We start from the raw sequence: 25,651 nt of genomic DNA, 5'->3' as shown, positions 1-25,651 counted from the left end.
GCATGATCCAGTTGAGTGCCAATGGCCTGGTGGTGGTGTTCGGCTCGGGCTGTGCCTGGAGCGATGAGCACAGTTGGAGCCCTGTGGGGCAGACCGTCGAGCGGTCATTGACCGGGGCGCTGATCGTGCAATCGGCCAGCGCGCCCGCCGAAGCGGGCCGACCGGTGACCCTGCAAGGTGTCGAGCAGGGCGCCGGGCTGGTCAGCCTGACCGACGTGCAGACGCTGCGCGGATGGGCCGCAGAGCCCGGCCAGGTCATGACGCTGACCACCCCGGACGGGGTGCGCGAGGTGATCTGGCGCCACCACGACGCCCCGGCGATCACGGCCGATCCCTATACGTTTTACGACGATCAGCAGGCTGGCGACATGTATGTCGTGACGGCCAAGCTCATGGTCATTTAAAGGAGAGACACCACATGCCCATCCTCTCAGGCGACGTGGTATTGCTGGCATCGGCGGTCATGGCTGATGTGGCCGAAGGCGGCGGTGCTCCCACGGGGACGGTGATCAGCGATGCTGAAAACGCGCTGTTCCCGGATATTTCAGAGTTGGATCGTGCAGGGGGGCGGGTCAATCTGCGCAAAACGTTTGTGGCGATCCGCTCTGACGACACCGACACCTACTTCGGCTCCAACGTGATCGTGGCGCAGCCACCCACGGACGCCAATACGGCCGTCACGCTGTTTGCCCGCGACGCGACGTTCGACACGCGGTCGGAGGCGCAATCACGCGTGGAGGCGTACCTCAACAAGGGGCCGCTGTGGCCGGGGTATCTGTACGAGGGCCACATCACCGGGCAACGTGTGGTGCAACTGTTTCAACGTCCGTCCGAGGCCCCGCCCACGGTGGGGCAGACGTTGGTGTTGGTCAAAGACGAGGGCCTGTCCACGCAGGTGGAGCAGTACATCCGCGCCATCACGGTGTCCAGCGTCACCCGCACCTTCACCGCCGGCGATGGGTCGGAGTACCAAGCGGCTATCGTGTCCGTTTTCCTGAGCGATGCCCTGCGGTTCGATTGCCCCGGCAGCCCCGCCTCCGAGACGTTCGCCCGCCTCAGCACCGCTGCTGCGGTGCGCGATACCGTGGTGGCCGATGCGGGCACCTACGCTGGGGTGTCGCCCCTGGCCGAGTCGGTCAGCATGGGGGCGATGAAGATCAAGGCAGAGTCGATCTACTCGCAACTGGTGCCCAGCGCCCAGACCGAGGCGCCGCTGTCGGTCATGCCGCCCTATGCGGCTGCTGGGCTGCCGATCCCGGGCGCGGGCAGTGTCACCTACACCGCCACCCATGCGTGGACACCCACCACCAAGCTGGCTCTGCCGGGAGGGTGCCTTCCAGGATCACTGTCGATCCAAGTGGCCGGTGTCACGATCACCGACGCTGGCGGGATGTTGCGATCAGCCGGGGCCGATGTGGGCACCATCGACTACGCCAACGGGCTGCTGACATCCGCCGCAGGGGACTACTCGGCCAGCAAGGTCATCACCTACACCCCCGCAGCGCAGGTGCTGCGGGTTCCGCAGAGCGCCGAAATCGAGATCACGGCGGCGTCCCGCAGTCAGTCCTACGTGGGGGTGATCGATCCTCAGCCCCAGCCCGGCACGCTCTCGGCCAGCTACCGCGCGGGCGGGCGGTGGTATGTGCTGTCGGACGATGGCACCGGCGCGCTCAAGGGCAGCGATGCCAGCTACGGCGCCGGCACGTTCAACCCCGCGACGGGCGGCTACATCCTGACGCTGGGTGTGCTGCCGGATGTGGGTAGTTCGGTCATCCTGAGCTGGGGCGCACCGACGCAAGAGACCCGGCACCCCACCGCTGTGACGCTCAAGGCGACGCAGACGATCGCGTTGGCGCCGCCGGCTGGAACATCGGTACAGCCGGGCTCAGTGACGGTGTCTTGGCTGCAAGCGGGCGTGTCCAAGAGCGCCACCGCTGGCGCGGATGGGGTGCTGTCCGGCCATGCCACGGGCACGGTGCGCGTGGCGCAGGGGGTGATCGAGGCGTTCGCGCCCGCGACCCTGCCCGCCGTAGGGGCGCAGTTGACGATCGGCTATGTGGCCGGCCCCAAGACGTCCGACGCATTTGCACATCCGTCGCGGCAGGGCGATGGGCGGCTGGCGGTGACAGCTTCGGCGGCCATCACGCCGGGGAGCTTGGAGGTTGAGTGGAACACCGTCACAGACACTGCTGTGCTGGGCACCTATACCCTGGGCCAGTTGACCGAAATGGGCGTTTCGACGTGGGTCGATCCGACGCAATATGCGCGGGACGACGGCGGCGGAAAAATCATGCGGGAAGGTGTGCAAATTGGCACAGTGACGTATGCGACGGGAGCGATTACCTGGAATCCAGATGTCACGATCAAATTACCGAGGCCGAAATACAGCGCCGCATTGGACGACGATTTATACCGCTGGCGCTTGACCTATACCGGGCTGGAGTATGTGGATGCGCCGTCCATTTACCCAGCCGATGAATCCGGGGCGGTGACCCTGCGGTACAACTCGCCCGGCTCGACGAGCACCCGCACCGAGACGGTGACGTTCACCCCGAAGGTGCAACTGGTGCCGGGCGTTGTGGCGCCAGTGGTGCCTGGCACGGTGGTGCTGACGATCCCCGGATCGCAGCCGTGGGGGGACAGTGGCACGGGTGTGCTGCGCGAAAACACCGTGGCGTCTGGCTGGCTGACGCGGGGCACCATCGACTACACCACGGGCGTCATTGCCCTGTCGTCCTGGGCCACGGGGGCGACCAATGCACTCAGCCGGGTGTCGTGCGTCACCACCTTGGGCAATGCGCTGTCCAGCGAGTTTGTGTTCAGGGCTTCCTCGGCGCCCTTGCGACCGGGATCGCTGTCGATCCAGTGGACGCGCACGACCGGGGGCCCCAAATCGGTCACGGCGGGGGTGGATGGCGTGATCAGTGGCACCGGCGTGGCGGGCAGCGTGGATTACGAGACCGGGCTGGTGCGGGTGCGGTTCGGGGCGATGGTCACGGCGGCGGGAAATGAATCCCAGCCGTGGTATTCGGCCAGCCGGGTGGAGTCGGATGGGCGCATCTGGCGGCCCGATCCGATCGTCATGACCACGCTGCGCTACAGCGCGGTGGCCTACAGCTACCTGCCGCTCGATGCCAGCATCCTGGGCATGGATCCCGTGCGGCTTCCAAGTGACGGGCGGGTGCCGATTTTCAGAGCGGGTGGGTTCGTTGTGGTCGGTGCCAAAACAGCCGTCACGGCCACCGTGGCCAATGGGCAGACGGTGTTTGCTGGGCGCGAGCGGCTGTCTCGATTGCGCGTGGTGGGGGCCAACGGTGCGGTGATCAGCACCGGCTACACCACCGATTTGGACGCTGGGACGGCAACCTTCAGCGACGTTTCGGCCTACGCCCAGCCCGTGCGAATCGAAGGGCGCGTGGAAGACATGGCGATGATCCGCGACGTGCAGATCAATGGGGAGATCGGGCTGTCTCGGCCCATCACCCACGACTACTCGGCGCCTGGAAGTTACGTCTCGACGGCGCTGGTGCTCGGGGATCTGTTTGCCCGCGTGGAGCGCGTGTTTGACCAATCGAGTTGGTTCGGCGCGTGGTCTGACAGCCCCGAACCGGGTTCAAGCACCCTGGCGGCCTACAACAACGCCGACCATCCCATCCTGATCACAAACCGGGGGGGCATCACGGAGCGCTGGATTGCCCGGTTCACCACGACGACGAGCTACGAGCTGATTGGCGAGCATGTGGGTGTCGTGGCCGTGGGTAACACCGGCCAGGACTTCGAGCCGCTCGGGCCATCTGGGGCGCCCTATATGCACATTCCAGCGGCTGGCTGGGGCGGCGGTGGGTGGTCGGTGGGCGCGATCCTGCGGATCAACACCATCGGTGCGATGGCACCGATTTGGGTCGTTCGCACGATCAATCCGGGCGCAGCGTATGACACACCGGATCAATTTGAACTGTCGCTGCGTGGCGACGTGGACGCTTAAATTGAGGAGATCACATGGCCGCATCGGTTTTTTGGCATGCGAACTACTTGGCAGGGGCGCCGCAGCTCACCAACGCCTGGGGGAGTTTGACGGCGCTGTTGGACGCCTGCTTGGTCAATGGGTACGGGGTCAAGACGATCGCCACGCTGACATCGACCGTCGCGGGGGTGGCCACGGCCACGGTCACCGGCGGGCATGCATTCGTGGCCGGGCAGGTCGTGGAGATTGCCGGCTGCGCGCAGGCCAACTACAACGGCCGCTGGACGGTGCTGAGCGCGCAGGCCACGAGTTTTACTTTTCAGCTCGACGATCCGGGGTCGATCCGCACGGCGACCACCACCACATCGATCACCGCCAAAACGCCCAGCCTGGGGTGGAGCAAGCCCAACACGGGTACAAACCGGGGCGCCTACCGGGCCCCCACGGGTAACCGCAACCTGCTGGTGGTGGACAACTCCCAGCGGGCGGGGTACGACTCAGCGTGGGCCAAATGGGCGTCAGTGGGGATCGCATCGGCGATCAGCGGGATCAATCCGATCGTGGTCACGGGCATCCAAGCGCCGTATGACCCCACCAACCCTGCGCGCAACTGGACGACGGCGGGCACCGGTGGGGATTGGGGGTGGGCGAAGTGGATTCACGCGCGGCAGTACGGGTGGCTGAATGAGGGGGACGGCGGCGCCGGTAATCGGGATTGGCTGCTGGTCGGTGATGGCGTGATGTTCTACCTGTGGGTCAAGGTGTCAACGGGCTGGGGTGGGTTCGCGCAGTACGCGTTTGGGGATGTGTCGTCTTACGTGGCCGCAGGTGACGCGACGGGGACGGTGCTGGTGGCAACTGAGAGCGCCAACGAGGATCAGCCCGGTTCCGGCAACAGCTTTGGCCTGGGCGAGTCGCTGGCCTATGCCGGCAAATGGCTGCTGCGCAACCACACGCAACAGGGGCTCCCCGTCAAGTGCGCGGCCACGCCGGCACTGCACATGGCCAATGGGGTGCTGACATCGGGGCGAGGGCCAATGCAGTACCCACACGGCCCGGACAACGGGCTGTGGCTGACGCCGACGCTGTGCGTGCAAGAGGGGATGAACTCCGTCAGGGGGACGTTCCGGGGGTTGTATTGGATGCCTCAATACAAGCCGGTCGGGCACGGCGCTGTGTTCGACCAGGTCGTCAGAAACACCACCCGCCGGATGATGGCGGTGGCGTGGCAGGGGTACAGCGAGGGTGACGGCGTGACCATGGCCATTGATCTGACGGGGCCGTGGACATGAGTGCCCATCGTTGGTGGCGATGCAGGTGCATCGCCACGCTGAGCGGCCAGGTCTTGGTGGGCGAGCTGCAATTTCGCAGCGCGGCGGGTAGCAATTTGGTCGCGGGTGGCACGGCGATTGCGTCGTCGCAGTACGTCGACAACGCCCCAGAACGTGCATACGACGGCGCCGCCGCCACCTATTGGCAGGCCTACATGTACGAAGGGCACGCCCCGGATCGATGGATCGGCTACCAGTGGCCCGCAGCGGTCGATGTCGCGCAGATTGCTGTGCAGCAGCTTCCGGGTGGCGGCGATCACTATTGGATCGGAGCCCTCGTGGAGTGGTCGGACGACGGCACGACATGGGTGCAGTACGGCTACGCCGCGCTCCCGTCACCCACATCCAGCACAGATTTGGCGTGGAAGGTCGGCATCATCGTCCCGGTCAGGTCAGTGCTGTACGACCTGACGCGCGGCCTGACAGCCAGCGGTGCGCCCGGCGGTGCGGTGGCATCGGTGTTGCCTGATTTGGCGCCATCGGCCCGAGACATTGATGGTGGGCCCGGCGTGATCGCGGGTTCCGTGGCCGTGCTGGGGCCGCCAGTGACACCGCTGGCGCGGCGGGTGCTGCTGATCTCGGAGCGGCTGAGGCGCGTGGTGCGTGAGACGTGGTCGGGCACGGATGGGCTGTACCGGTTCGATGGGCTCTCCGTGGCCGACACGTACTCGGTGGTGTGCCACGACAACGCCGGGACGTACCGCGCCCTGATCGCCGACGGGCTCGCGCCCACCTTGGAGTAACCATGGCCAATCAATCAGACGTTCTCATTGCGGCGCGGGCAGAAGCCCTGCGCTCGCTGCTCACCGCCGGCCCAGCTCGGCTCAAAATTTACACGGGCGCCGCACCGGCAACGCCCCAGACGGCGGCCACGGGCACGCTGCTGGCTGATCTGGTGATGTCGGCCACCGTGGCGGCGCCAGTGGCGGGCGTGTTGACGGTCTCTGCAACGGCTGATGCGACGGTGGCCGCGTCGGGCACGGCGGGATGGGCGCGGCTGTCCACGTCAGCGGGCGCGGCCCTGTTGGACATGTCCGTCGGGATCGCTGGGAGTGGACATGAAGTCATCCTGTCGGCGGTGGCGCTGTATGCCGGCGGTTTTGTCCGCCTGACCAGCCTGACGCTGACGTAAGCCGCTCGTGGCCACCACCGACCTGCGATTTGCGGCGGGGTTGCCCGCATCGTCGGCGCTGCTGTTCGGCGACGACGGCACCGCGCCGGTGTTTGCGGCGCAGATGGCGGTGGGGTTGCCGGGGGTGACGCTGACCGCAGGGGTCACGTACGAGGCGCTGGGGCGGCTGGCGCAAGTCGCCGTGACGCTGCCGGCGGTCACGCCTGCGGGTGCGGTAGTGCTTGGTGTGGCGGCGCAGGCGGCGGTGATCCTTCCGCGTGTCGTGCCTGCCGGCGCGGGCGTTGTTGGGGTGGCTGTTCAAGCAGCGGTGACGCTGCCAACGGTTGCGCCTGCGGGTGCGGCGGTGCTGGGTGTCGCGGTGCAGGCGGCAGTGACGCTGCCGAGTGTGGTGCCCGTGGCCACCTTGCAGGCCAATGCCGTGACCGCCGTGGCTGCCGTGCAAGTGGGCGGGCCTGTCGTGCCGGCTGGGGTGGGGGTGTACGACGCCGATGTGTCGCGGGGGCCGGCCCGTGATATCGGCGTAAGCCACCAGCGCGCCGTGACACTGGATGCGGCTGTGGTGGCTGTGATGGCCCCATCCGCCCCGGTGGCCGTGCAAGCAGCGGTGACGTATGCGCCGCTTCGAACCATGCACCAAGGTGCCCGCCTGATGCAGGTCGATACCGCCCGCCTCGGCAGCACAGCCACGATGCGACAAATAGACGCCCGGCGGCTGTCCGCTGGTGCGCGGTACAGGCACCGGGATCACCAACGCTGCCAGGTGGCGGCGCAGGTGACGCACGCGGATGCACGGCAGATGGGCAGCGGCGCGGCCTTCAAACAGCGTGATTTGCTGCGCACAGCCCGCCCGTGGTTGGACGTTCGAGCGCGCCCGGCCGCGCCGCGACATACCGCGCGACCGGATCAGTGGCAGGTGGCGACCCCGATGCCGCTGGTGTGGCAGGCGTCGAGCCGGGATGCGGTCAGGCCACCGCCTGGCGTCAGCGTGATGCCGGGGTCGGTGATCCCCGTCAACACCTGCTGCGGGCCGCGCACGCCTGACCTGCGGTTTTTTGTTCCAGCGCCGGCCAGTCCGCATCTGATTTTCCGCTGTGATCGACAGCTATTGCCAGGGATCATCGTCCCGGCGCGGAGGGTGTACCTCGTGATCAATGACGTTCAACTGGTTCGGGCGGACGACGGCACCGCCATCAACTGCACCTCACTGACCCTCAGTGCGGATGTAGATAGCTGGGCATGGCGCTGGAGCGCGTCGATTGCGGCCAGCGATCAGGCCAAACTGGCGCCGGCAGCAGGCGCAGCGGCCTGCGAACTGCTGGCACATGTCAATGGGCAGGTGTGGCGGGTGATCGTGGAGTCGGCGCAGCGCGACCGTGAGTGGAGCAAGTCGTCGCTGTCGATCGGTGGGCGCAGCGCCTCGGCCATTTGGGACGCTCCTTATGCAGCCAAGCGCACGTTCAACAACGCCGTCGTGGCGGCAATGACGCAACAGTTGGCGCTCGACACACTGGCCACCAATGGCGTGCCAAGCGACTGGGCCATTGATTGGCAGGTGCCAGATTGGCTGGTTCCAGCAGGCGTGTGGAGCCACCAAGGCACGCCGATCAGTGCGATCTGTCGCATTGCCGAGGCGGCGGGTGGGTATGTCCAATCTTCCCCCGCCGGGAACGAATTGATGGTTCTGCCGCGCTACCTGGCTGCGCCATGGGCCTGGGACAGCCTGGTGCCTGACATCGAGCTGCCTGCCGCCGTGGTGCGCCAAGAGGGGATCGAGTGGACGTCGAAGGCCATCTACAGCCGGGTGTTTGTCTCAGGGACTACGGCGGGGGGCGTTCTCGGGCGCGTCACCCGTGGCGGCACGGCGGGCGATTTGGTGGCGCCGATGATCACGGACGCTCTGTGTACGGATGTGCAGGCAGCCCGTGCCAGGGCGTTGCCGGTGCTGTCGGACGTGGGGCGACAAGCGCTGGTGCAACTTCGTCTGCCGGTACTCGCCCAAACCGGCGCCATCGTCCCCGGCAAGCTGGTGCAGTACGTGGACGGCGATTTGACTCGCCTGGGGATGACGCGCAGCTTGTCAATTCAAGCTGGGCGGGCCAGCGTGTGGCAGACGATTGGAGTGCAGACCTATGAGCAGCCCTAACCTGTATCGCGCCCTGCGCGACGCGCTGGGACTGGATGTGCCGGTGCAAGTGGGTACGGTGGTCAGCGTGAGCCAAGGTGTGGCCGTGGTGGAGCTGCCTGGCGGCGATCGGATCACGGCCCGAGGCGATGCGCCTGCTGCCGGCGCTACGGTGTTCGTGCGCGCCGGCGTCATCGAAGGCAGCGCGCCAGGGATGACCTACGTCGAAATCGACATTTAAAGAGTGGGGCGACTGCCACCGGTGCTGGAGCACCGGTGGCGGCCCCGTCATGCAGAAGGAGCTGCAAGCCGGCCAAGGCCCCACTACTGCGCGCGCAGCAGGTGGAGCCTACGTGGCAGAAATTGCAACAGGCTTGCAAAATGAATGAGGAAATCAGGTGCGGCTGTAACAAGCTGCTGGCGCGTGCACGGTTTATCGGCCGAGTGCAAATCAAATGCCCGCGATGCGGCACCATGTGCGACGTGACCAGGGACACGATCCCGCAATCCCCCGATCGCCACAGAGCGACTCATCAACGAGGACGGCTCTGTGAACCAGACGACAACCAAACCGGCCAGCTTGGCCGCTGATGGCCCCAAGCGGGCGGTGCTGCGCTACTTTGGAGGCAAGTGGGCGATTGCCCCGTGGGTGCTTCGGCACCTTCCACCCCACCGCATTTACGTCGAGCCGTTTGGTGGCGCGGCCAGCGTGCTGATGCGCAAGACCCGCAGCGAGATTGAGGTCTACAACGACCTCGACAGTGAGATCGTGTCGCTGTTCCGCGTCATCCAAGACCCGATGCAATGCGCAGCGCTGATGCGCAAGCTGCGCCGCACACCCTACGCCCGCGCCGAGTTTGACCAGGCGTTCATGTCGTCTACCGATCCGGTGGTGACGGCTCAGCGCACGATCATTCGCGCCTATTTGTCGTTTCACCACGCATCGGTGTTCGATCCGCGCAAGCGGTCGTTTGCCGACGCGCGGCACCGCACGGGGTCAGGCAGGGGCAAGGCCGGCGAATGGGTCACGTACCCGCGCAGCTTGGTGGCTGTCCGGCGTCGGCTGCAAGGCGTGGTGATCGAGTGCCGTGATGCGCTGGCCGTGATCAAAGCCCAGGACACGCCCCAGACGCTGCATTTCGTCGATCCCCCCTACGTCCCCTCCACTCGATCCGACACAGGCTACCGGCATGAGCTGACCACGCAACAGCATGTCGAGCTGCTGGAGGTGCTACTGGGCTGCAAGGGGATGGTGGTGCTGGCCGGATACCCGTCCGCGCTGTACGACGAGATGCTGGTGGGGTGGCGGCGGGTGGAGCGGGCGCATTTTGCTGTGGGAGTTTTGCGACAACCACGCACCGAGGTGCTGTGGATTTCCCCGCGTGCGGCGGATGCGCTGCCGTAGCTCTGCAAATCTATTGCACAGGCTGCAACTACTCTGGCCTGTTATTTATCGCGCGCGGTGGGCTGGATTTATCGCGCGCGGCTTCACCTAGGGAAGCTGGTGATGTGGGTGAAGGGACTCCCCCTCCCCCCAGCCCTCTCCCACAAGGGGAGAGGGGGCACCGTGCCGTCAGCAATACCGCTGCGTCTCCGGACGGTCGGTGGCATAGCTGTGGACGGTGTAGCGCAAGCTGCGGCCTTGCACCTCCTGGCGCACCAGACCGAACCCCATCTCCTTGGCCGGACGGTTGACGATGAAACTCATCGTGATGGACTCCACGCCCCGCGTGCTGTCAAACGCCATGAGGCGGATGTAGTGGTTCGGGAACATCGCCCGGCAGTTGTTCAACTCCAGCAGCACGCCAGCCGCGTCCTGCAAGTCAAACATGGGCATACCGAACATGTCCCAGTAGGTGTTGCGCGGGTGCGGATCGTCGGTGGTCTCGATGCTCCAGGCATAACCCTGGTTCAGCCCGTACTGAATCTGCGCGGCAATTTCCGCGTCCGTCAAGTCGGGCAAGAAGCTAAACTGGCCTTGGGTGAGCCGGCCGGTCGGGTTGGTCATCATGGCGGGTGTCTCCGATTCGGGTGGGGAGGATGTGGCTCAGGCGCTGGTGGAGGGCGTCACGGCGAAGTCGCTCGTGTCGGTGCTGGTGTAGTTGAAGCTGATCTCGCCCCAGGTATCGAGCGCTTGTTTCAAGGGCGTGCAAAAACTCGCCGCCTGGCGCAGGAGGGCCGGGCCTTCGTTCTTGATGTCCTTGCCTTCGTTGCGGGCCTTGACCATCGTTTCGAGCGCCACGCGGTTGGCCACCGCTCCTGCCTGGATGCCCGCCGGATGGCCGATGGTGCCGCCCCCGAATTGCAAAATCACGTCGTCCCCGAACAGGTCGATCAACTGGTGCATCTGCCCGGCATGGATGCCCCCCGAAGCCACGGGCATGACCTTGCGCATGTCCGCCCAGTCTTGGTCGAAGAACAGGCCGCGTGGCAGGTCTTGGCGCGTGTAGCTGTCGCGGCAGACGTTGTAGTAACCCTGCACCGTCAGCGGATCGCCCTCCAGCTTGCCCACCGCTGTGCCGGTGTGCAGGTGATCCACCCCGGCCAAGCGCAGCCACTTGGCCATCACCCGGAAACTCACCCCGTGGGTTTTCTGGCGGGTGTAGGTGCCATGGCCGGCGCGGTGCATGTGAACGATCATGTCGTTCTTGCGCGCCCAGTTGGCGATGGACTGGATGGCACTCCAGCCGATGATCAGATCCACCATGATCACCACCGAACCCAGCTCCTTGGCGAACTCGGCCCGCTCGTAGATGTTTTCCATCGTCGCGCCGGTCACGTTCAGATAACTGCCCTTGACCTCCCCGGTGGCGGCGCTGGCTTTGTTCACCGCGTCCATCACGTAGAGGAAGCGGTCACGCCAGTGCATGAAGGGCTGCGAGTTGATGTTCTCATCGTCCTTCATGAAATCCAGCCCGCCCTTGAGGCCCTCGTAAATCACCCGCCCGTAGTTGCGCCCGGACAGGCCCAGCTTGGGCTTGGTGGTGGCCCCCAGGAGCGGACGGCCAAACTTGTCCAGCCGCTCACGCTCGACCACCAAGCCGGTGGGCGGGCCTTTGAAGGTCTTGACCAGCGCCACAGGCATGCGGATGTCTTCCAGGCGGGCCGCCTTGAGCGGCTTGAAGCTGAAGACGTTGCCGATCAAGCTGGCGGTGATGTTGGCGATCGAACCTTCCTCAAACAAGATGATGTCGTAAGCCACCCAGGCGAAATACTCGCCCGGACGCCCCGGCACGGGTTCGACCCGGTAAGCCTTGGCGCGGTAGCTGTCGCAAGCGGTGAGGCGATCGGTCCAGACCACCGTCCAAGTCGCGGTCGAAGACTCGCCCGCCACCGCTGCTGCCGCCTCGATCGGATCGACCCCCTCCTGCGGGGTGATGCGGAACAGGCACAGCGTGTCCGTGTCCTTGGGCACGTAATCGGCGTCCCAGTAGCCCATCTGGCGGTACTTGAGCACGCCGGCGCTGTAGCGCTTTTTGGCGTCGGTGATCACCCCGGCATCGGTGGCGGCATTCATCGTGTGTCTCCTCAGAAGGGCCTGAAACAGCCCGTTTCAGTGCTGCGATGCCAGGACTGTAGAAAGCCCCATGACTCAGGTAAATTCACAAATTGTTGGTTTCCAATTCAGCAAAACTAAATTGAAAGGGGGTTTCCTCATGTCCCTCGTTGCCCCATCACAGACTCGCAACATCACCTTCCGCCAACTGCGCGTCTTCACCGAAGTGGCACGGCACTTGAGTTTTGCCCGTGCCGCCGAGGCGCTGCACCTCACCCCTCCGGCGGTGACCATGCAGGTCAAGGAGCTGGAAGCCGCCATCGCTCTGCCGCTGTTCGACCGCCAAGGCCGCAAGGTCAGCTTGAGCACTGCCGGCGAATACTTCCTCGTTTACGCCAAGCGCCTGCTGGCCACACTGAAGGACGCGGACGACGCCATGCTGCGTTTTCGCCGCCTGGAAACGGGTTTGCTCAGCGTCGGGTTGGTGAGCACAGCCAAGTACTTCGTGCCGCGCTTGCTGGCGCGTTTCCGCGAAGAACACCCCGGCGTGGAGCTGCGCTTGCAGGTGGGTGCCAACCGCGAGGAGCTGGTGGCGCTGCTGGCAGCGGGGGAGGTGGATTTGGCGATCATGGGCCGCCCGCCGCGTGAGTTGGCCACGCGGGCCGAGCCATTCGCGGCGCATCCGCACGTGTTCGTGGCACCGCCGGGGCATCCGGTGTTGGCGCAGGGGGATCCGCCTTTATCGGCCCTGGCGCACCACCCCTTGCTGGTGCGGGAAGCGGCTTCAGGAACGCGGGCGCTGATGGATCGGTTCTTTCACGAGCACCGCATCGAGCCGCACATCGGCATGGTCATGCCCAGCAACGAAACCATCAAACAAGCGGTGATGGCCGGCATGGGCCTGGGTTTCCTGAGCCTACACACCTTGGGTTTGGAGCTGCGCGCCCGCGAACTGCTGCTAATCCCGGTGGAGCACACGCCCGTGATGCGCAGTTGGAACGTGGTGCATCTGCAAGCCAAACTGCTTTCACCGGCGGCTGAGGCGTTTCGTTATTTCATCTTGGAGCAAGGCGAAGCCTGGCTGGCTGCGCACGACCGGCCCTTCCTGGGAGACGCTCCTTTCACGGCGCCTTGAGCGCTTGAAGCTGAGGCTGTTACCGATCAGGCTGGCGGTGATGTTGGTGATCAAACCTTCCTCAAACAAGAGGAGATCGTCCATCGAGGCCCATCGGTTTGAAGATGGAATGACGCCGCAATTTGGACAGCGTCCAGAAATGCCACTCGCACGGTTTGACAGCCCGGCCGTACGCGAATGCAACGTCTGCCAACGGGCGATAAAGGTGTGATCATGAGTTCCTCTTGGGTGACCGCTGCGGCGGTGATGGTGTTCGGTGTCACGATGGGCACGGCCACGGTACAAGCCGCCAGCCCGGAACCGATTCAGCCCATCAAAGCCGCCAAAGTGGGTGATCCAGCGCTGGTCGAGTTGGGCAAGAAGCTTTACTTTGAACCGCGCCTGTCCAAGTCGGGATTCATCTCCTGCAACTCGTGCCACAACCTGAGCATGGGCGGCACGGACAACCTCAAAACGTCCATCGGTCACAACTGGCAAAAAGGCCCAATCAACGCCCCCACCGTGCTCAACTCCAGCATGAACTTGGCCCAGTTCTGGGACGGGCGCGCCAAAGACTTGCAAGCCCAAGCCGGCGGCCCGATCGCCAATCCAGGTGAAATGGCTTTCACGCACCAGCTCGCCGTTGAGGTGCTGACCTCGATCCCCGCTTACCAAGCCGAGTTCAAGAAGGTGTTCAAAAAAGACACCCTCGACATCGAGCAAGTCACCAAGGCCATTGCGGCTTTTGAAGAAACACTGGTCACCCCGAATTCGCGCTTCGACAAATGGCTCAAGGGTGACAAGAAGGCCATCACCGCCGACGAACTGGCCGGCTACCAACTGTTCAAGAACAGCGGCTGTGTGGCCTGCCACAACGGCCCAGCGGTGGGGGGCAACTCGTTCCAGAAAATGGGCGTCGTGGCCCCGTACAAGGCCAGCAGCCCTGCCGAAGGCCGTATGGCCGTGACCGGTAAAGATGCAGATCGCTTCAACTTCAAGGTGCCGACCCTGCGCAACGTCGAGTTGACCTACCCGTATTTCCACGACGGCGAGGCCGCAACGCTGACCCAAGCGGTGGACATCATGGGCCGCCTGCAACTGGGCAAACAATTCACCGCCGATGAGAACGCCAAAATCGTGGCTTTCCTCAAGACGCTGACTGGCGAGCAGCCGAAGTTCGCCCTGCCGATTCTGCCGCCGTCCACGGATGCCACGCCGCGCCCACGTCCGTTCGAATAAAGGGAGCGCAGCCCTGCGCGTTTGGTCATGGCGGCGGTGTTGCTGGCCCGCCCCTGCCACATGACCGCCGAGCGGGTCTTGCGTGATTTGCGGGTGCGCCCGCGCCTCAGCGCCTGACCCCGATCCAGCGTGTCACATGGGCTGGGCCTTGGTGGCCGGGGCCTTCGTCCAGGTGAATGGTGCCTTCCCAGCCCAGGGTTTCGTCGAGCTGCCCCGCGAAATCTTCGCGCAAGGTGGCCAGGGTGTAGAGCATGTCCGCGTCACGCGGGCCCCCACTGCTGAACCCCAACTGCGCCGGATGAAACGCCTCCAGCAGCAGCACGCCACCCGGTTTCAACCCTTGGGCAAGACGGGCATGCACCGTCCGGCGCAGGGGGCTTGGCAAATGGGTGTAGACCAGCACCACAGCATCCCAGGCGCCAGGTTCAGGTGACCACAACGCCAAATCGGCCACCTCGGTGCCATAGCGGGTGGCCACCTCTGGGCCGGTGTGCCGGGCCAAAGCGTGCGCTTTGCGCAGCCCCACCTCTGACGCGTCCACGGCTTGCACTTGCGCCCCCTGCTGTGCAAGCCACACGCCGTTGCGACCTTCCCCATCCCCTGGCACCAGCACACGCGGTAAGGACGCGGGCAGCGCCAGCATCGGCCACTGCTGACGCAAAAAGGCATTCGGGGCCGTGCCGTACTTGTAGCCCGGCTCGGCAAAACGTTCGTCCCAGAAAAACGCGCTCAAAACGCCTCCTTCTCCGCCTCCAAGTAGGCGATGCTGATGTACTTCCCGATGTTGCCATCCCATCCTTGGGTGCCCTGCGCAAACTTCTTCACCCGTGCATCGGCCAGCACACGCGGTTTGGCGCTTTCCAGCGGTTGCCCCTCTTTCACCGCCTGTTCACACGTGCGGTAAATGCCTTCAAACAACGCGCGCTGCTCGGTCAACAAAGTGGCGCTGGCGTCCCCGTGGCCGGGCACCCACAGCGTGGCGCGGGTGTCGCGCTCCAGTGCATCGAAGGTGCGCAGGGTTCCCAAGAAACTGCCCTCGTCGAGATTGGCGATGCGCCGGTTCATGGCCACATCCCCCACGCACACCACCCGATCTTGCACCACCTCCACACACACATCACCCGGCGTGTGGGCCGTGCCGTGATGGTGCAGGCGCAACGTGGTATCACCGAAACGCAGCTCGGTGCCATGACCCGCCTCGCGGTTGGGCACCACCACGTCTGTGCCCAGCGTCGCGCCATTCGTCCAGCGCTCCATCATCGAACGCCAGAGGTTGCCTTCGACCCCCGCGATGTGCTGGCGCGTCACCGGATGAGCGTAGATCGGCAGCGCAGCACCAGACGCCTGCACGAACGCTTGGTTGCCCAAAAAGTGGTCACCGTGGTAATGGGTGTTGATGATGGCCACCACAGGCCGGTCGGTGAGCGTGCGCAGCCGGCGCACCGCCATTTCCCCGATTTGCACCGATGCCCCGGTGTCCACCACCACCACGCCCTCGGAGGTCTGGACAAAGGTGATGTTGGCCATCATGCCCCGGTTCTCGGGGGTGGGAAAACCGTCTGGCGTCCACACCATCGCCACGCGTGGGCTCAGGCGCTTGAGTGGATAGTCGGGCACGGCAGGGCCGCGAATGAACTCATCGGCGGCACGCGCCAGCGGCAGCCAGTGCGGCGTGCTGGACGCTGCGGCCAGCACGCCGCCCCAACGCAAGGCCGTTCGACGCGACATGGAGGGAATCGGCAAGGGCATGGCAGTCTCCACATAGAAGAAGAAGGAAAGCCCGCAATACTATCAGCATTCACTGATATAACCAGCCCCGCCGATTCCAACCGATTCAGGCGAAGGTATCGCCCATCAGAGCGGTGAACCACCCTTGCATCTGGCGAAAGTTCGCGCTGTTGATCTGCGCGGCCTCAATGGCGCGGCCAGTGAGGGTGCTGCCGTTGTCGGCGGCGACTTTCATGCTGCGCGTGACCGGGTCGTACTGGTACACCGCCGTGAGCCACGACGCCGTGTTGGCCGTGATCGGTGAGTAACACGCCGAGTTGGCCACCGGTGCCGGATCGGGTGCCCGTTGGCCCAACGCCCGCAAAACGGCATCGGCGCAAATCTTGGCCTCTTGATTGGCCACGTGCCCCGCTTTGGGCAGCCCACACTGTGCGGCGTCCCCGATGATGTGAACACGCGGCACCGCTGTGGATTCGTAGTTCAACACATCCACCACCGCCCAACGCCCGTCGCTGCTGTTGATCACGCCCGCCTGCGCCAGCCAGTCCCCGGGCTCGCTGCCGGTGGCCCGGTGCGGCGGAATCGGGTTGATCACCGCCGCTTGAAGATCCACGGTATCGCCACTGAGCTCTGTCCAACTCACGCGGCGGGTCAGCGGATCGATCTGCACGTCGGTGACATCGGTGCGGTAGTCGATCACCCCCGCATGAATCTGGGTGAACGCCCGGTGGAAGTTTTCCGGCTCGGCTTGGATGGTGGCATTCGCATCCAGCACCACCACCCGGGCAGCGGCACCCAAGCGGCGTTTGAGGTGATCGGCCACCAAGCAAGCGCGCTCGTACGGCCCGGGCGGGCAGCGGTAAGGCGCTTTGGGAATCGTCATCACAAACACATCCCCTGGCTTCATGGCGGCGATCTGCTGGCGCAAGAGCGTGGTTTGTGCGCCAGCACGCCAGGCATGGGGCGTGCGTGTGGCGTAGTCGGCTTGGGTGAGGCCGTAGGCTTCATCGAATTGCACCCCCGGAGCCACGATCACCCGGTCGTAGGGCAAGCGAGTGCCATCGGTGAGGATCACGCGCTGCGTTGCAGTGTTGATGCGTTTGACCGTGCCCCGCTGGCGCTTGACACCGTAAGCACTGACGATGCGATCGTGGGTGTAACGCAGCGAAGCCACATCCCGGCTGCCGTTCAGCACGAGGTTGCTCATGATGTGCGAGGTGTAATGCGCCTCGGTTTCCACCAACGTCACCTGTACACCGGTGCCGCCCCACAAGCGCAGGTACTTGGCCACCGTGGTGCCGGCCATACCGCCCCCGATCACCACGATGCGCCCGGTCAAACCGGTCTGCGCCAGCGGCAAGGTCACGGACGTGCCGCTGCCCGCCCAGCCCATCGAACCGACGGTGCTGCCCCCAAGGCCAGCCAACCCCCAGGCCAACCAACGGCGCCGTGACACCGCTCCATTTCCATTCGTTTGCATGGCATCACTCCCGGTGCGATTCATTGCTGGAGGTATTGGATGATGGCGGCGATCTGCGCGTCGGTGTAACCCTGGGCGTGCGCGGCCATGATGTCTTGGTTGGCGGGTTGGCGCAGCAGGTCGCGGTATTCGCGCACTTCGCTGACCTCCCCTCCCCGAATTTTTTCCAACCCGCCCATGCCCCCCGTGCCGTGGCATTGGAAACAGTTGGACGCCAGCAACCGCCCCGTGGTGTTGGCCGGCTGGCCCAAGCTGGCCTCTTGCACGGCCACAGCCCTGGCCGCCGTTGCAGCGGTGGCCTCAGCGGCGCTGGCGGACTCGTCCGTCCCCCCACCGCATCCCACCAACGCGATAGATAACCCCGCAACCAGCCCCCACCCGGGGCCGCGTGCGGCTTTGTTCGCCCTGCGCATGTCTCCACCTCCTGTGAAACCGACAGGGGTATTCTTGGCCGCCCGCATTAGGGTCGGCTTAACAACAGCGGGCCCCATACTTGCTGCCCGGCTGGCGACTGTTTCTCTTTGGCCCACCATGACTGCCCTCACCGCACTCCCCCCCAACGACGCCCAACGCGAACTGCTGCACAACGAAATCCACGCCCGTCCATCGGCGCGCATCCGGCTGCCTGCTTTGGTGGTGTACGTGGCCGTGCTCAATGAAGGCGTCAGCCGGGAACAGGAGTGGGAACACCTGCGCCGTTTGCCAGGGTTGGAAGCGCTGCCGCAGGCCGATTTACGGGGCCATTTTTTGCGCCTGCGGCGACCCGGATTCACCCTGAAGTGGGAGCGCCACACCGAGTTCACGCGCTACTCGTTGGTACAACCCCTGCCGGATTCGGCTCAACTCGGTGCTGAGGAACCCGAGCTGCTGAGCCATCTGGTGCTGCCGGCGGCATGGTTGGCGGGCATTCCGGGGCGCACCGTGGCCGCCATCAAGCTGGCGATGGTCACCCACGACATCACCGATCCCCACGCCGTGCTGGCCCTGGCACAACGCTGGATGGGCGGTCGCACCGTGCTCGCATCGCTGCTCGGAGGCGGGCACTCCCTGGCCGTCACCAACTTTCGCCTGCGCGATTCGGGGTTTGAACGCATGCTGGTGATCGCCCCACCGGGCACCACGGAAACCCGTGCGGGCCGCATTTCGCAACGTCTGTTAGAGCTGGAAACTTACCGGTTGATGGCGCTGCGGGGGCTGCCGTCGGCCAAGTCGCTCACCCCGCAACTGGCGGAAGCCGAAGCCGGGTTGGCGCAGATCACCGCCCATTTGGAGAGCAGCAGCACCTCCGAGCCCGATCTGTTGCACCGTTTGATCCACGTCGCAGCGGGAATCGAACGGGCCACGGCGGAACACAGTTACCGCTTTTCCGCCACCCAAGCTTATGCCGAGCTGGTGCGCCAGCGCATTGGCGAGCTGCGCGAGGTGGCCATCCCGGGCACGCAGACGCTCGGGGTGTTCATGCAACACCGCTTCTCACCCGCCATCGCCACCGTGGCGGCCACGGAGCGACGCTTGGCTGGGCTGTCGCAGCGCATCGAACGCGCCAGCGCCTTGCTGCGCACGCGGGTGGACATCGCCACCGAAGCGCAAAACCAGCAACTGCTGGCCAAACTCACGCGGGGGCAGGAGCTGCAACTCAAGCTGCAATCGACGGTGGAGGGTTTGTCCATCGCCGCCATCTCTTATTACATGGTCAGTTTGGTGCTGTACGGCGGCAAAGCCCTCAAGGGCGCGGGCTTGCCGCTCAATCCCGAAGTGCTCGCGGGCAGTTTGATTCCTGTGGTACTGTGGGGGGTATGGAAAGCCACCCAACGCATTCACGCCAAGTTGCACGACGCGGGTGGTCATTGATGAACCCTCCTCCCCATGCTGTCGATTTCCCTGGGCCCTGTGGCGTTGCCGTTGCTTCCGGTGCTGTGGCTCGGGGCGGTGTGGTGGGCGTCGTGGGGCGCTGAGCGCTGGGCCCGGCATCTGGCGCCTGATGTCCCGGCACAAGCCGCACGCGCCGGTCAGGTGGTGATGGTGGCCGCGCTGGTGGGTGGGTTGGCGGCGCGGTTGGGCCATGTGGTGCGACACGCCGAGGTGTTCGCGTCGTCCCCGTGGAGCGTGCTGGATGTGCGCGATGGGGGCGCCTCGTGGGTCGCCGGCGGACTCGCCGGCGTGATCGCGCTGGCCTGGGGTCTGCGGCACACGCCAGGGCTGCGCCGGCCCGTGTGGGGCGCGTGTACCCTCAGCGCCAGCGGAGCATTGATGCTGGGGTGGGCGCTCGGTGTGGGACGCCCGCCGCCACCGGTGTCGGTGCCGGTGCAGGCACTCTACGGGTCGGCCCAGGTGCTGCACCTGGGTCAAGCCACCGGACGGCCCCGCGTGGTCAACCTTTGGGCCAGTTGGTGTGGCCCCTGCCGAGCGGAAATGCCCTTGCTGGTTGCCACCCAGCGCCGCGAAACCGAGCTGGACATCCTGTTCGTCAACCAAGGCGAGAGCGCGGCTGCCGTCCGTGCTTACCTGAACGACCCAGGCTGGACACCTGACCATGTCTGGCTCGACAGCGCCCGCGCCCTGGGCCCGGCCTTGGGCTCCCCCGGCTTGCCAACCACGGTGTTTTACGACGCGCATGGCCAAGTGGTGTCACGCCACTTTGGCATCCTCACCGCCGTGGCGCTGGAAACCGAGTTGCGGGCGTTGCGCCCATCCCCTTCGTCATCCTCCTCAGCCTCTCACCGATGAACACTGCCGATACCCCGCTCATTGCCGACGAACTCGACGTGCTGGCCCGCCTGGTGCCCCTGCCCGGGGCCCAATTGATTGAACTGGGTTGCGGGGCCGCTCGCTTGGCCCGCAGTTTGGTGGGGCGTTTTGCAGGCGCCCACGTCATGGGCCTGGAAACCGACATGCGCCAGCACGTCAAAAACCTGGCTGAGCCGCAAGCAGGGTTGGTGTTTCTGGCTGGCGGCGCGGAACACATCCCGCTGCCCGATGGGCGCTTTGATGGCGCGTTGATGCTCAAATCGTTGCACCATGTCCCGGTGGATCACATGGCGCAGGCGTTGGCCGAGGTGGCGCGTGTGTTGCGCCCGGGCGGCTGGCTGTATGTGAGCGAGCCGGTCTACGACGGCGCCCTGAACGACATCGTCAAACTCTACAACGATGAAGGCGTGGTGCGCGCCGCCGCCCAAGCGGCACTCGATGCCGCCATCGCTGTCGGCACTTGGCGAGAAGAAGCCTGCGAGCGGTTCGACATGCCAGCGCACTTCGCCAGCATCGAGGCCTTCGAGCAGCGCATGTTGTTCCCCACGTTCGTGGATCACGCCATCGACGATGCCAAACGGGCCGAAGTGCAAGCCGCGCTGCGTCCGCACCTGGGCGCCGACGGGCTGGTATTCACCCGTCCGATGTGGGTGCGTCTGTTGCGTCGCAACGCCTGACGCGGATCATGGACAACACGCTGCTGGCAGGCGGGCTGGGCGCCATCGTCGGGGTGATCTTGGCCTTGACCGGGGCCGGCGGGGGCAGTTTGGCGGTGCCGCTGCTGGTGTTTGGCCTGCGCCTGCCGATGCAACAAGCGGCCCCGGTCGCGCTGGTCGCGGTGGGATTGGCGTCGGGGCTGGGCGCCGTGCTCGGGCTGCGCGATGGGCTGGTGCGCTACCGCGCCGCCGCGCTCATCGGCCTGACAGGCATGGCGCTGGCACCGCTGGGGGTGTGGTTGGCGCAACACCTGCCCACGGCGCCGCTGATGTTGATGTTCTCGGTGGTGATGGGCCAATCGGCTTGGCGCATGTGGCGGGCATCGCGCAGCGACGCGGCCCCCACCCCCGCCGGCGAAGAGCCGCAACTCCCTCAGGAGCGCCGCCCCTGCCGCATCAACCCCAACGAAGGCCGCCTGACATGGACCCGCCCCTGTGCCCGGGCACTGGCGGGGATCGGCATGTTGTCCGGGCTGTTGAGTGGGTTGCTGGGCGTGGGCGGAGGCTTCGTCATCGTGCCAGCGCTGACGCGCCACACCGACATTTCACCGCGTGGCATCGCCGCCACCTCGTTGGCGGTGATTGCGCTGGTGTCCATGGGAGGCATCACCGCTGCGGCGGGGCATGGCACCTTTCCGTGGAGCGTGGCCGCACCATTCGGCCTGGGCGCGGCCAGCGCACTGCTGCTGGGCCGGCAAGTGGCTCATCGACTGGCGGGCCGTCGCTTGCAGCAAATTTTTGCCTTACTGTGTGCCGGCGTCACCTTGACGATGGCGGCCAAAGCACTGCTGAGTTGGGCCAGCGCGGCCCCCACTCACGGCTTGATGTAGGCCCAGCCTTGCATCTGCAACTTGGTCAGGCGCACGGCCCCAGCGGGGGTGTATTCGGCTTCCAAGAGAAACTGGTCGGGCCGCAGGTTGCGGTTTTTCATCGTCACCTGGCACACCTCGAAATGCACGCCCCGCGCCTTGAGCGCCGCCACAGCAGAGGCATAAGCCACACCCTGGCGATCCTTGGCGCCTTCCATGAGGAAATCGACCCCCGCACCGTGCGCCACCAGGGTGACTTGGGTGGCCGGATCGTGGTCGAGCTGGTTGCCGATGTAGCGCAGCGCCAAGGGGGCCTGTGTCGCGGCATCGTTGACGTGGTAGACCACCCTGTCCTGGGCCTGGGCGCACAGGGCCATCCAGCCCCACACCACACCCAGGGTTGCATTGCGCAGCATCATGCAGACATCTCCGGTTTGTTCAGAATACCGGCCACTGTATCCACATCTTTCAACCACTCATGACCTTTCCCGCCTCTCCCCCTGCTGCGCTCAAGTTTTTATTTCCCGGTTGGTTCGCCACCGTCATGGGCTTGAGCGGCCTGTCCCTGGCTTGGCACCGTGCGGCGCCGCTCATGGGGGAGATGGCCACCGGCATCGCCCTGGTGATCGGCGCCTTGGCGGCCTTGGTGTTGTTGGTGTTGCTCGGCGCATCGTGGGTGCGCTGGCAGCGTCACCCCGAAGCTTGGGCCGATGATCTGAAACACCCCGTGCGTCACACCTTCGTCGCTGCTGTGCCGATTGCAGTGATGCTGATGGCCACCGTCGCCACTGCTTTGCTCGGCCCCACGACCTGGGGCGCCGCCCTGTGGTGGCTGGGCGCCATCGGGCAGTTCGGCGTGACGCTGTGGGTGCTGTCGCGCTGGTGGTTGGGCAACAAGGCCGGTGGGTTGCAGTGGGCCAGCGTCACCCCGGCGCTGTTCATTCCGATCGTCGGCAACGTGCTGGCACCGCTGGCGGGGGTGCCGCTCGGGCATGAAGAGTGGGCCGCCGCGCAGTTCGGTCTCGGCCTGATGTTTTGGCCCGTGGTGCTGGTGCTGTTGGTGGTGCGCCTGGCGGTGCAAGGCACGTGGCCGGAGCGCCTCTTGCCGACCACGTTCATTTTCATCGCACCGCCAGCGGTGGTGGGGCTGTCCAGCCTGCAACTGGGAGCGCCGCTGCTCATCGGCTGGCTGTGCTGGGGCATGGCGCTGTTCAGCCTGCTGTGGGTGGCCACATTGGCTGCGCGCTTGCGGGGGTTGGCGTTTTCGGTCGCCCATTGGGGCATGAGCTTCCCGCTGGCAGCTTTGGCGGCGCTCACGCTGCGGTTGGCCACGCCGGGCAGCGGCTTGCTGGCCGTGCTCGGGCCAGTGCTGCTGGCACTGGCCTCCATCATCATCTTGGGCTTGTGCATGGGCACCGCACGCGGCCTGCGCGATGGGACGCTGCTGGCGCCTGAGCCTGTCGCCCCCATCATGCCGTTGCAAGCCGGTTGAGGCTGGCGGGAGGAGACTGGCGGAAGATTACCGCTTGGCGTTGCGCCCCAAATACCGCTGGCGCCAGAACAGCCACACCAGCGCCAACGCCACCGACATCATCAAAAACGCTGCCAACCAAAACCCATCGCGGTTGTGGATCAGCGGCAACTCATCGAAGTTCATCCCGAAAATGCCGGTGATGAGGTTGAGCGGCAAAAAAATGGCCGTCAGCGCGGTGAGGGTGCGCATGATGTCGTTGGTGCGATGGCCCAGCGCCGAAAAGTGCATCTGCACCGCCGCCTCCGCCGACTGCTGTAACCGCCGCACATGGCTGAGCACCCGTTCGATGTGCTCCAGCACATCACGCGAACGCACCCTCAGCAGTTCGCGCTCACGCCGCGCCTCGGGGTCAGATTCTTGGGGCCATTCATCAAGCGCGTCGATCCACTCTTGCACGGCGCTGCGCTGATCCTCGCAGGTGTCTTCGAGCATGTGCAGCGTGTCCCGCGAGGCCAGCAGCACCTCCCAGTCATCGAACTGGCTGCGCGGATTGAGCAAGGCCGTCTGCAACGTGGTGAGCTGACGTGTCAGCAAACGGCGCAACTCCAGGTAGCTGTCCACCATGTGGTTGAGCATGCGCAGCATCAGCTCCGCAGGACTGGCGGGCAACCGCCCGCTGCCGCGCAGGTCCGTTTCTTTGGAGTGCTGCGCCAGGCGCTGCGCAAAATACTCGCGCACTTGACAATCCGTCGGGTGGACGGTCAACAACACGCGGTCGAAGACAGCGAACCCGACCGGACTGGTGTCAATCGCCTCCAACGCTCGCCGGGCACCGGCCAGCGTGCCGTGCTCGTCATCGACAAACAAATCCCGGCTGTTGTTGCTGGGCGCCAGGCGGCGAAACACCAGCAAGTCGTACCACGAAGTGTCGTCGTAATGGGAAGGCAGTTGGGCGTTGAGCAAGTCGCTCAGGTGCAGATCCACCAACGCCCCGACCCCCCACCGCCCCAATGCGGCCTGAATCGGCTCACGCTGCACCTCAAACACCCGACGCCCGCAGCCGACCCACAGAAAACCCGTGTCCGGCACCGTCTGAGGCAGCGCAGGCAGCTCCTCGAAACGCTCCGGCGTGATGTGAAAGATGCGCATGTCCGATCTGCCTTCAGGTGCCGGATTTCAGCAGCCGTGCCGCGTCCAGCGCAAAGTAGGTCAGGATGCCGTCGGCCCCAGCGCGCTTGAACGCCAGCAGCGCTTCCATCATCACCTTGTCGTGATCGAGCCAGCCGTTTTGCGCCGCCGCCTTGATCATGGCGTACTCGCCGGACACTTGGTACGCAAACGTCGGCATGTGGAACTCGTCTTTGACGCGCCGCACGATGTCCAGATACGGCATGCCCGGCTTGACCATCACCATGTCGGCGCCCTCGGCGATGTCCAGCGCCACTTCGCGCAGCGCTTCGTCCGAATTGGCCGGATCCATCTGGTAGGTCTTTTTGTCGCTCTTGCCCAGGTTGGCCGCCGAACCCACTGCGTCACGGAACGGGCCGTAAAACGCGCTGGCGTACTTGGCGCTGTAGGCCATGATGCGGGTGTGAATGTGGCCGTGGGCCTCCAGCGCCTGGCGGATGGCACCGATGCGGCCATCCATCATGTCCGATGGGGCGACGATGTCCACCCCAGCCTGGGCTTGCACCAGCGCCTGCTGGCTCAGGATGGCCATGGTTTCATCGTTGAGGATGTAACCCGACTCGTCCAGCACCCCGTCTTGGCCGTGGCTGGTGAAGGGGTCCAACGCCACGTCGGTCAGCACGCCCAACTCGGGAAAACGGCGCTTGAGTTCACGCACGGCGCGTGGCACCAAGCCATCGGGGTTCATGGCTTCGCGGCCATCGGGGGTTTTCAGCGCTTGATCGATCACAGGAAACAGCGCCAGCACTGGCACGCCCAGCGTCAAGCACTGCTCGGCTTGGACAAACAGCTTGTCCAGGCTCATGCGTTGCACGCCCGGCATGCTGGCCACGGGCTCGACGCGATCCTCGCCATCAAGAATGAACACCGGGTAGATCAGGTCTTCCGGGCGCAGGTGATGCTCACGCACCAAGGCACGGCTGAAGGCGTCGCGGCGCATGCGGCGGGGACGGGCAGCAGGATAGGAAGCAAAGCTCACGGTGGCATCCAGTCAAAAAAGAAGCGAGTGCAACGCAGGACGGCGGGCAAATGTGTCCGGAGTGTTTCAAAACCCATTTTGCGCACCCCTGATCGGCCAGACCCTATGGTAGCGAGCCCATGTGGTGGTAA

At 65.3% G+C, this 25,651-nt stretch carries 24 protein-coding genes and 2 pseudogenes; 17 read left to right on the top strand and 9 right to left on the bottom strand.

Going from position 1 to position 25,651, the window contains the following annotated elements:
- Positions 1 to 2: 2 nt before the first annotated feature.
- From VITFI_RS05235 to VITFI_RS05195, 9 genes are all read left to right on the top strand, one after another.
- Complete coding sequence (locus VITFI_RS05235) at positions 3 to 404, top strand: hypothetical protein (protein WP_089415337.1); 402 nt, start codon at positions 3 to 5, stop codon at positions 402 to 404.
- Positions 405 to 418: 14 nt separating this feature from the next.
- Positions 419 to 3,985 (top strand): hypothetical protein, encoded by a 3,567-nt coding sequence (locus VITFI_RS05230; RefSeq protein ID WP_089415336.1) that lies wholly within the window; start codon positions 419 to 421, stop codon positions 3,983 to 3,985.
- Between the two features lie 14 nt (positions 3,986 to 3,999).
- Positions 4,000 to 5,256 carry a hypothetical protein gene (locus VITFI_RS05225; RefSeq protein WP_089415335.1) on the top strand — a complete coding sequence of 419 codons (1,257 nt, stop codon included), beginning with the start codon at positions 4,000 to 4,002 and terminating at the stop codon, positions 5,254 to 5,256.
- Positions 5,253 to 6,038, top strand: coding sequence for a hypothetical protein (locus VITFI_RS05220; protein WP_089415334.1), 786 nt, complete (start codon positions 5,253 to 5,255; stop codon positions 6,036 to 6,038). The genes VITFI_RS05225 and VITFI_RS05220 overlap by 4 nt, the downstream gene beginning before the upstream one ends.
- A gap of 2 nt (positions 6,039 to 6,040) precedes the next feature.
- Positions 6,041 to 6,427, top strand: coding sequence for a hypothetical protein (locus VITFI_RS05215; protein WP_089415333.1), 387 nt, complete (start codon positions 6,041 to 6,043; stop codon positions 6,425 to 6,427).
- Between the two features lie 7 nt (positions 6,428 to 6,434).
- Entirely contained in the window at positions 6,435 to 8,570 is a 2,136-nt protein-coding gene (locus VITFI_RS05210) for a hypothetical protein (RefSeq protein ID WP_089415332.1), read from the top strand.
- A complete protein-coding gene (locus tag VITFI_RS05205) occupies positions 8,557 to 8,790 on the top strand; it encodes a hypothetical protein (RefSeq protein WP_089415331.1) in 234 nt (77 codons plus the stop codon). The genes VITFI_RS05210 and VITFI_RS05205 overlap by 14 nt, the downstream gene beginning before the upstream one ends.
- Before the next feature lie 140 nt (positions 8,791 to 8,930).
- Positions 8,931 to 9,140, top strand: coding sequence for a Com family DNA-binding transcriptional regulator (locus VITFI_RS18880; RefSeq protein ID WP_089415330.1), 210 nt, complete (start codon positions 8,931 to 8,933; stop codon positions 9,138 to 9,140).
- Positions 9,100 to 9,954, top strand: a complete 855-nt coding sequence (locus VITFI_RS05195; RefSeq protein WP_198301538.1) for a DNA adenine methylase — start codon at positions 9,100 to 9,102, stop codon at positions 9,952 to 9,954. The genes VITFI_RS18880 and VITFI_RS05195 overlap by 41 nt, the downstream gene beginning before the upstream one ends.
- A gap of 168 nt (positions 9,955 to 10,122) precedes the next feature.
- Here the strand turns inward: VITFI_RS05195 and VITFI_RS05190 are convergent, their stop codons facing one another.
- The gene (locus VITFI_RS05190; RefSeq protein ID WP_089416094.1) at positions 10,123 to 10,560 is read right to left on the bottom strand and encodes a ribulose bisphosphate carboxylase small subunit; all 438 of its coding nucleotides are present in this window, start codon (positions 10,558 to 10,560) and stop codon (positions 10,123 to 10,125) included.
- A 36-nt stretch (positions 10,561 to 10,596) separates the two neighbouring features.
- On the bottom strand, positions 10,597 to 12,066 hold the full coding sequence (locus tag VITFI_RS05185; RefSeq protein ID WP_089416093.1) for a form I ribulose bisphosphate carboxylase large subunit: 1,470 nt from the start codon (positions 12,064 to 12,066) through the stop codon (positions 10,597 to 10,599).
- A gap of 139 nt (positions 12,067 to 12,205) precedes the next feature.
- On the opposite strand from VITFI_RS05185, the gene VITFI_RS05180 reads away from it, so the two are divergent.
- Both VITFI_RS05180 and VITFI_RS05175 read left to right on the top strand, forming a co-directional pair.
- Positions 12,206 to 13,180, top strand: a complete 975-nt coding sequence (locus VITFI_RS05180; RefSeq protein WP_089416092.1) for a LysR family transcriptional regulator — start codon at positions 12,206 to 12,208, stop codon at positions 13,178 to 13,180.
- A gap of 213 nt (positions 13,181 to 13,393) precedes the next feature.
- Entirely contained in the window at positions 13,394 to 14,398 is a 1,005-nt protein-coding gene (locus VITFI_RS05175; protein WP_089417981.1) for a cytochrome-c peroxidase, read from the top strand.
- A gap of 106 nt (positions 14,399 to 14,504) precedes the next feature.
- Here the strand turns inward: VITFI_RS05175 and VITFI_RS05170 are convergent, their stop codons facing one another.
- The 4 genes from VITFI_RS05170 to VITFI_RS17840 form a co-directional block, all read right to left on the bottom strand.
- Complete coding sequence (locus tag VITFI_RS05170) at positions 14,505 to 15,131, bottom strand: class I SAM-dependent methyltransferase (protein WP_198301633.1); 627 nt, start codon at positions 15,129 to 15,131, stop codon at positions 14,505 to 14,507.
- On the bottom strand, positions 15,128 to 16,147 hold the full coding sequence (locus tag VITFI_RS05165; protein ID WP_198301632.1) for an MBL fold metallo-hydrolase: 1,020 nt from the start codon (positions 16,145 to 16,147) through the stop codon (positions 15,128 to 15,130). The genes VITFI_RS05170 and VITFI_RS05165 overlap by 4 nt, the downstream gene beginning before the upstream one ends.
- A gap of 85 nt (positions 16,148 to 16,232) precedes the next feature.
- A complete protein-coding gene (locus VITFI_RS05160; RefSeq protein WP_198301631.1) occupies positions 16,233 to 17,606 on the bottom strand; it encodes an FAD-dependent oxidoreductase in 1,374 nt (457 codons plus the stop codon).
- 20 nt (positions 17,607 to 17,626) lie between these two features.
- Positions 17,627 to 18,019 carry a c-type cytochrome gene (locus VITFI_RS17840; RefSeq protein WP_157725572.1) on the bottom strand — a complete coding sequence of 131 codons (393 nt, stop codon included), beginning with the start codon at positions 18,017 to 18,019 and terminating at the stop codon, positions 17,627 to 17,629.
- A 118-nt stretch (positions 18,020 to 18,137) separates the two neighbouring features.
- Between VITFI_RS17840 and VITFI_RS05155 the strand changes: the two genes are divergently transcribed.
- From VITFI_RS05155 to VITFI_RS05140, 5 genes and pseudogenes are all read left to right on the top strand, one after another.
- Complete coding sequence (locus tag VITFI_RS05155; protein ID WP_089416089.1) at positions 18,138 to 19,457, top strand: DUF3422 family protein; 1,320 nt, start codon at positions 18,138 to 18,140, stop codon at positions 19,455 to 19,457.
- A 15-nt stretch (positions 19,458 to 19,472) separates the two neighbouring features.
- Positions 19,473 to 19,838 (top strand): annotated as a pseudogene (locus VITFI_RS18975) (prolipoprotein diacylglyceryl transferase family protein); the annotation flags it as partial.
- An 87-nt stretch (positions 19,839 to 19,925) separates the two neighbouring features.
- Positions 19,926 to 20,333 (top strand): annotated as a pseudogene (locus tag VITFI_RS18970) (TlpA family protein disulfide reductase); the annotation flags it as partial.
- On the top strand, positions 20,330 to 21,031 hold the full coding sequence (locus VITFI_RS05145; protein ID WP_089416087.1) for a class I SAM-dependent methyltransferase: 702 nt from the start codon (positions 20,330 to 20,332) through the stop codon (positions 21,029 to 21,031). The pseudogene VITFI_RS18970 and the gene VITFI_RS05145, both read left to right, overlap by 4 nt.
- 8 nt (positions 21,032 to 21,039) lie before the next feature.
- Positions 21,040 to 21,900 carry a sulfite exporter TauE/SafE family protein gene (locus tag VITFI_RS05140; protein WP_198301630.1) on the top strand — a complete coding sequence of 287 codons (861 nt, stop codon included), beginning with the start codon at positions 21,040 to 21,042 and terminating at the stop codon, positions 21,898 to 21,900.
- Here the strand turns inward: VITFI_RS05140 and VITFI_RS05135 are convergent.
- Positions 21,885 to 22,298 (bottom strand): DsrE family protein, encoded by a 414-nt coding sequence (locus tag VITFI_RS05135; protein ID WP_089416086.1) that lies wholly within the window; start codon positions 22,296 to 22,298, stop codon positions 21,885 to 21,887. The genes VITFI_RS05140 and VITFI_RS05135 overlap by 16 nt on opposite strands.
- Before the next feature lie 59 nt (positions 22,299 to 22,357).
- Here VITFI_RS05135 and VITFI_RS05130 point away from each other — a divergent pair, with 59 nt between their 5' ends.
- Positions 22,358 to 23,371, top strand: coding sequence for an SLAC1 family transporter (locus VITFI_RS05130; protein ID WP_089416085.1), 1,014 nt, complete (start codon positions 22,358 to 22,360; stop codon positions 23,369 to 23,371).
- A gap of 27 nt (positions 23,372 to 23,398) precedes the next feature.
- Here the strand turns inward: VITFI_RS05130 and VITFI_RS05125 are convergent, their stop codons facing one another.
- A complete protein-coding gene (locus VITFI_RS05125; RefSeq protein WP_089416084.1) occupies positions 23,399 to 24,502 on the bottom strand; it encodes a magnesium transporter CorA family protein in 1,104 nt (367 codons plus the stop codon).
- Between the two features lie 13 nt (positions 24,503 to 24,515).
- The gene (hemB, locus tag VITFI_RS05120; protein ID WP_089416083.1) at positions 24,516 to 25,520 is read right to left on the bottom strand and encodes a porphobilinogen synthase; all 1,005 of its coding nucleotides are present in this window, start codon (positions 25,518 to 25,520) and stop codon (positions 24,516 to 24,518) included.
- Positions 25,521 to 25,651 lie beyond the last annotated feature (131 nt).

The sequence above is a fragment of the Vitreoscilla filiformis genome (assembly GCF_002222655.1).
GTDB classification, from domain to species: domain Bacteria; phylum Pseudomonadota; class Gammaproteobacteria; order Burkholderiales; family Burkholderiaceae_C; genus Ideonella; species Ideonella filiformis.
Note: the sequence above shows the minus strand (reverse complement) of the source record. Positions and strands in the feature narration are given on the sequence as shown.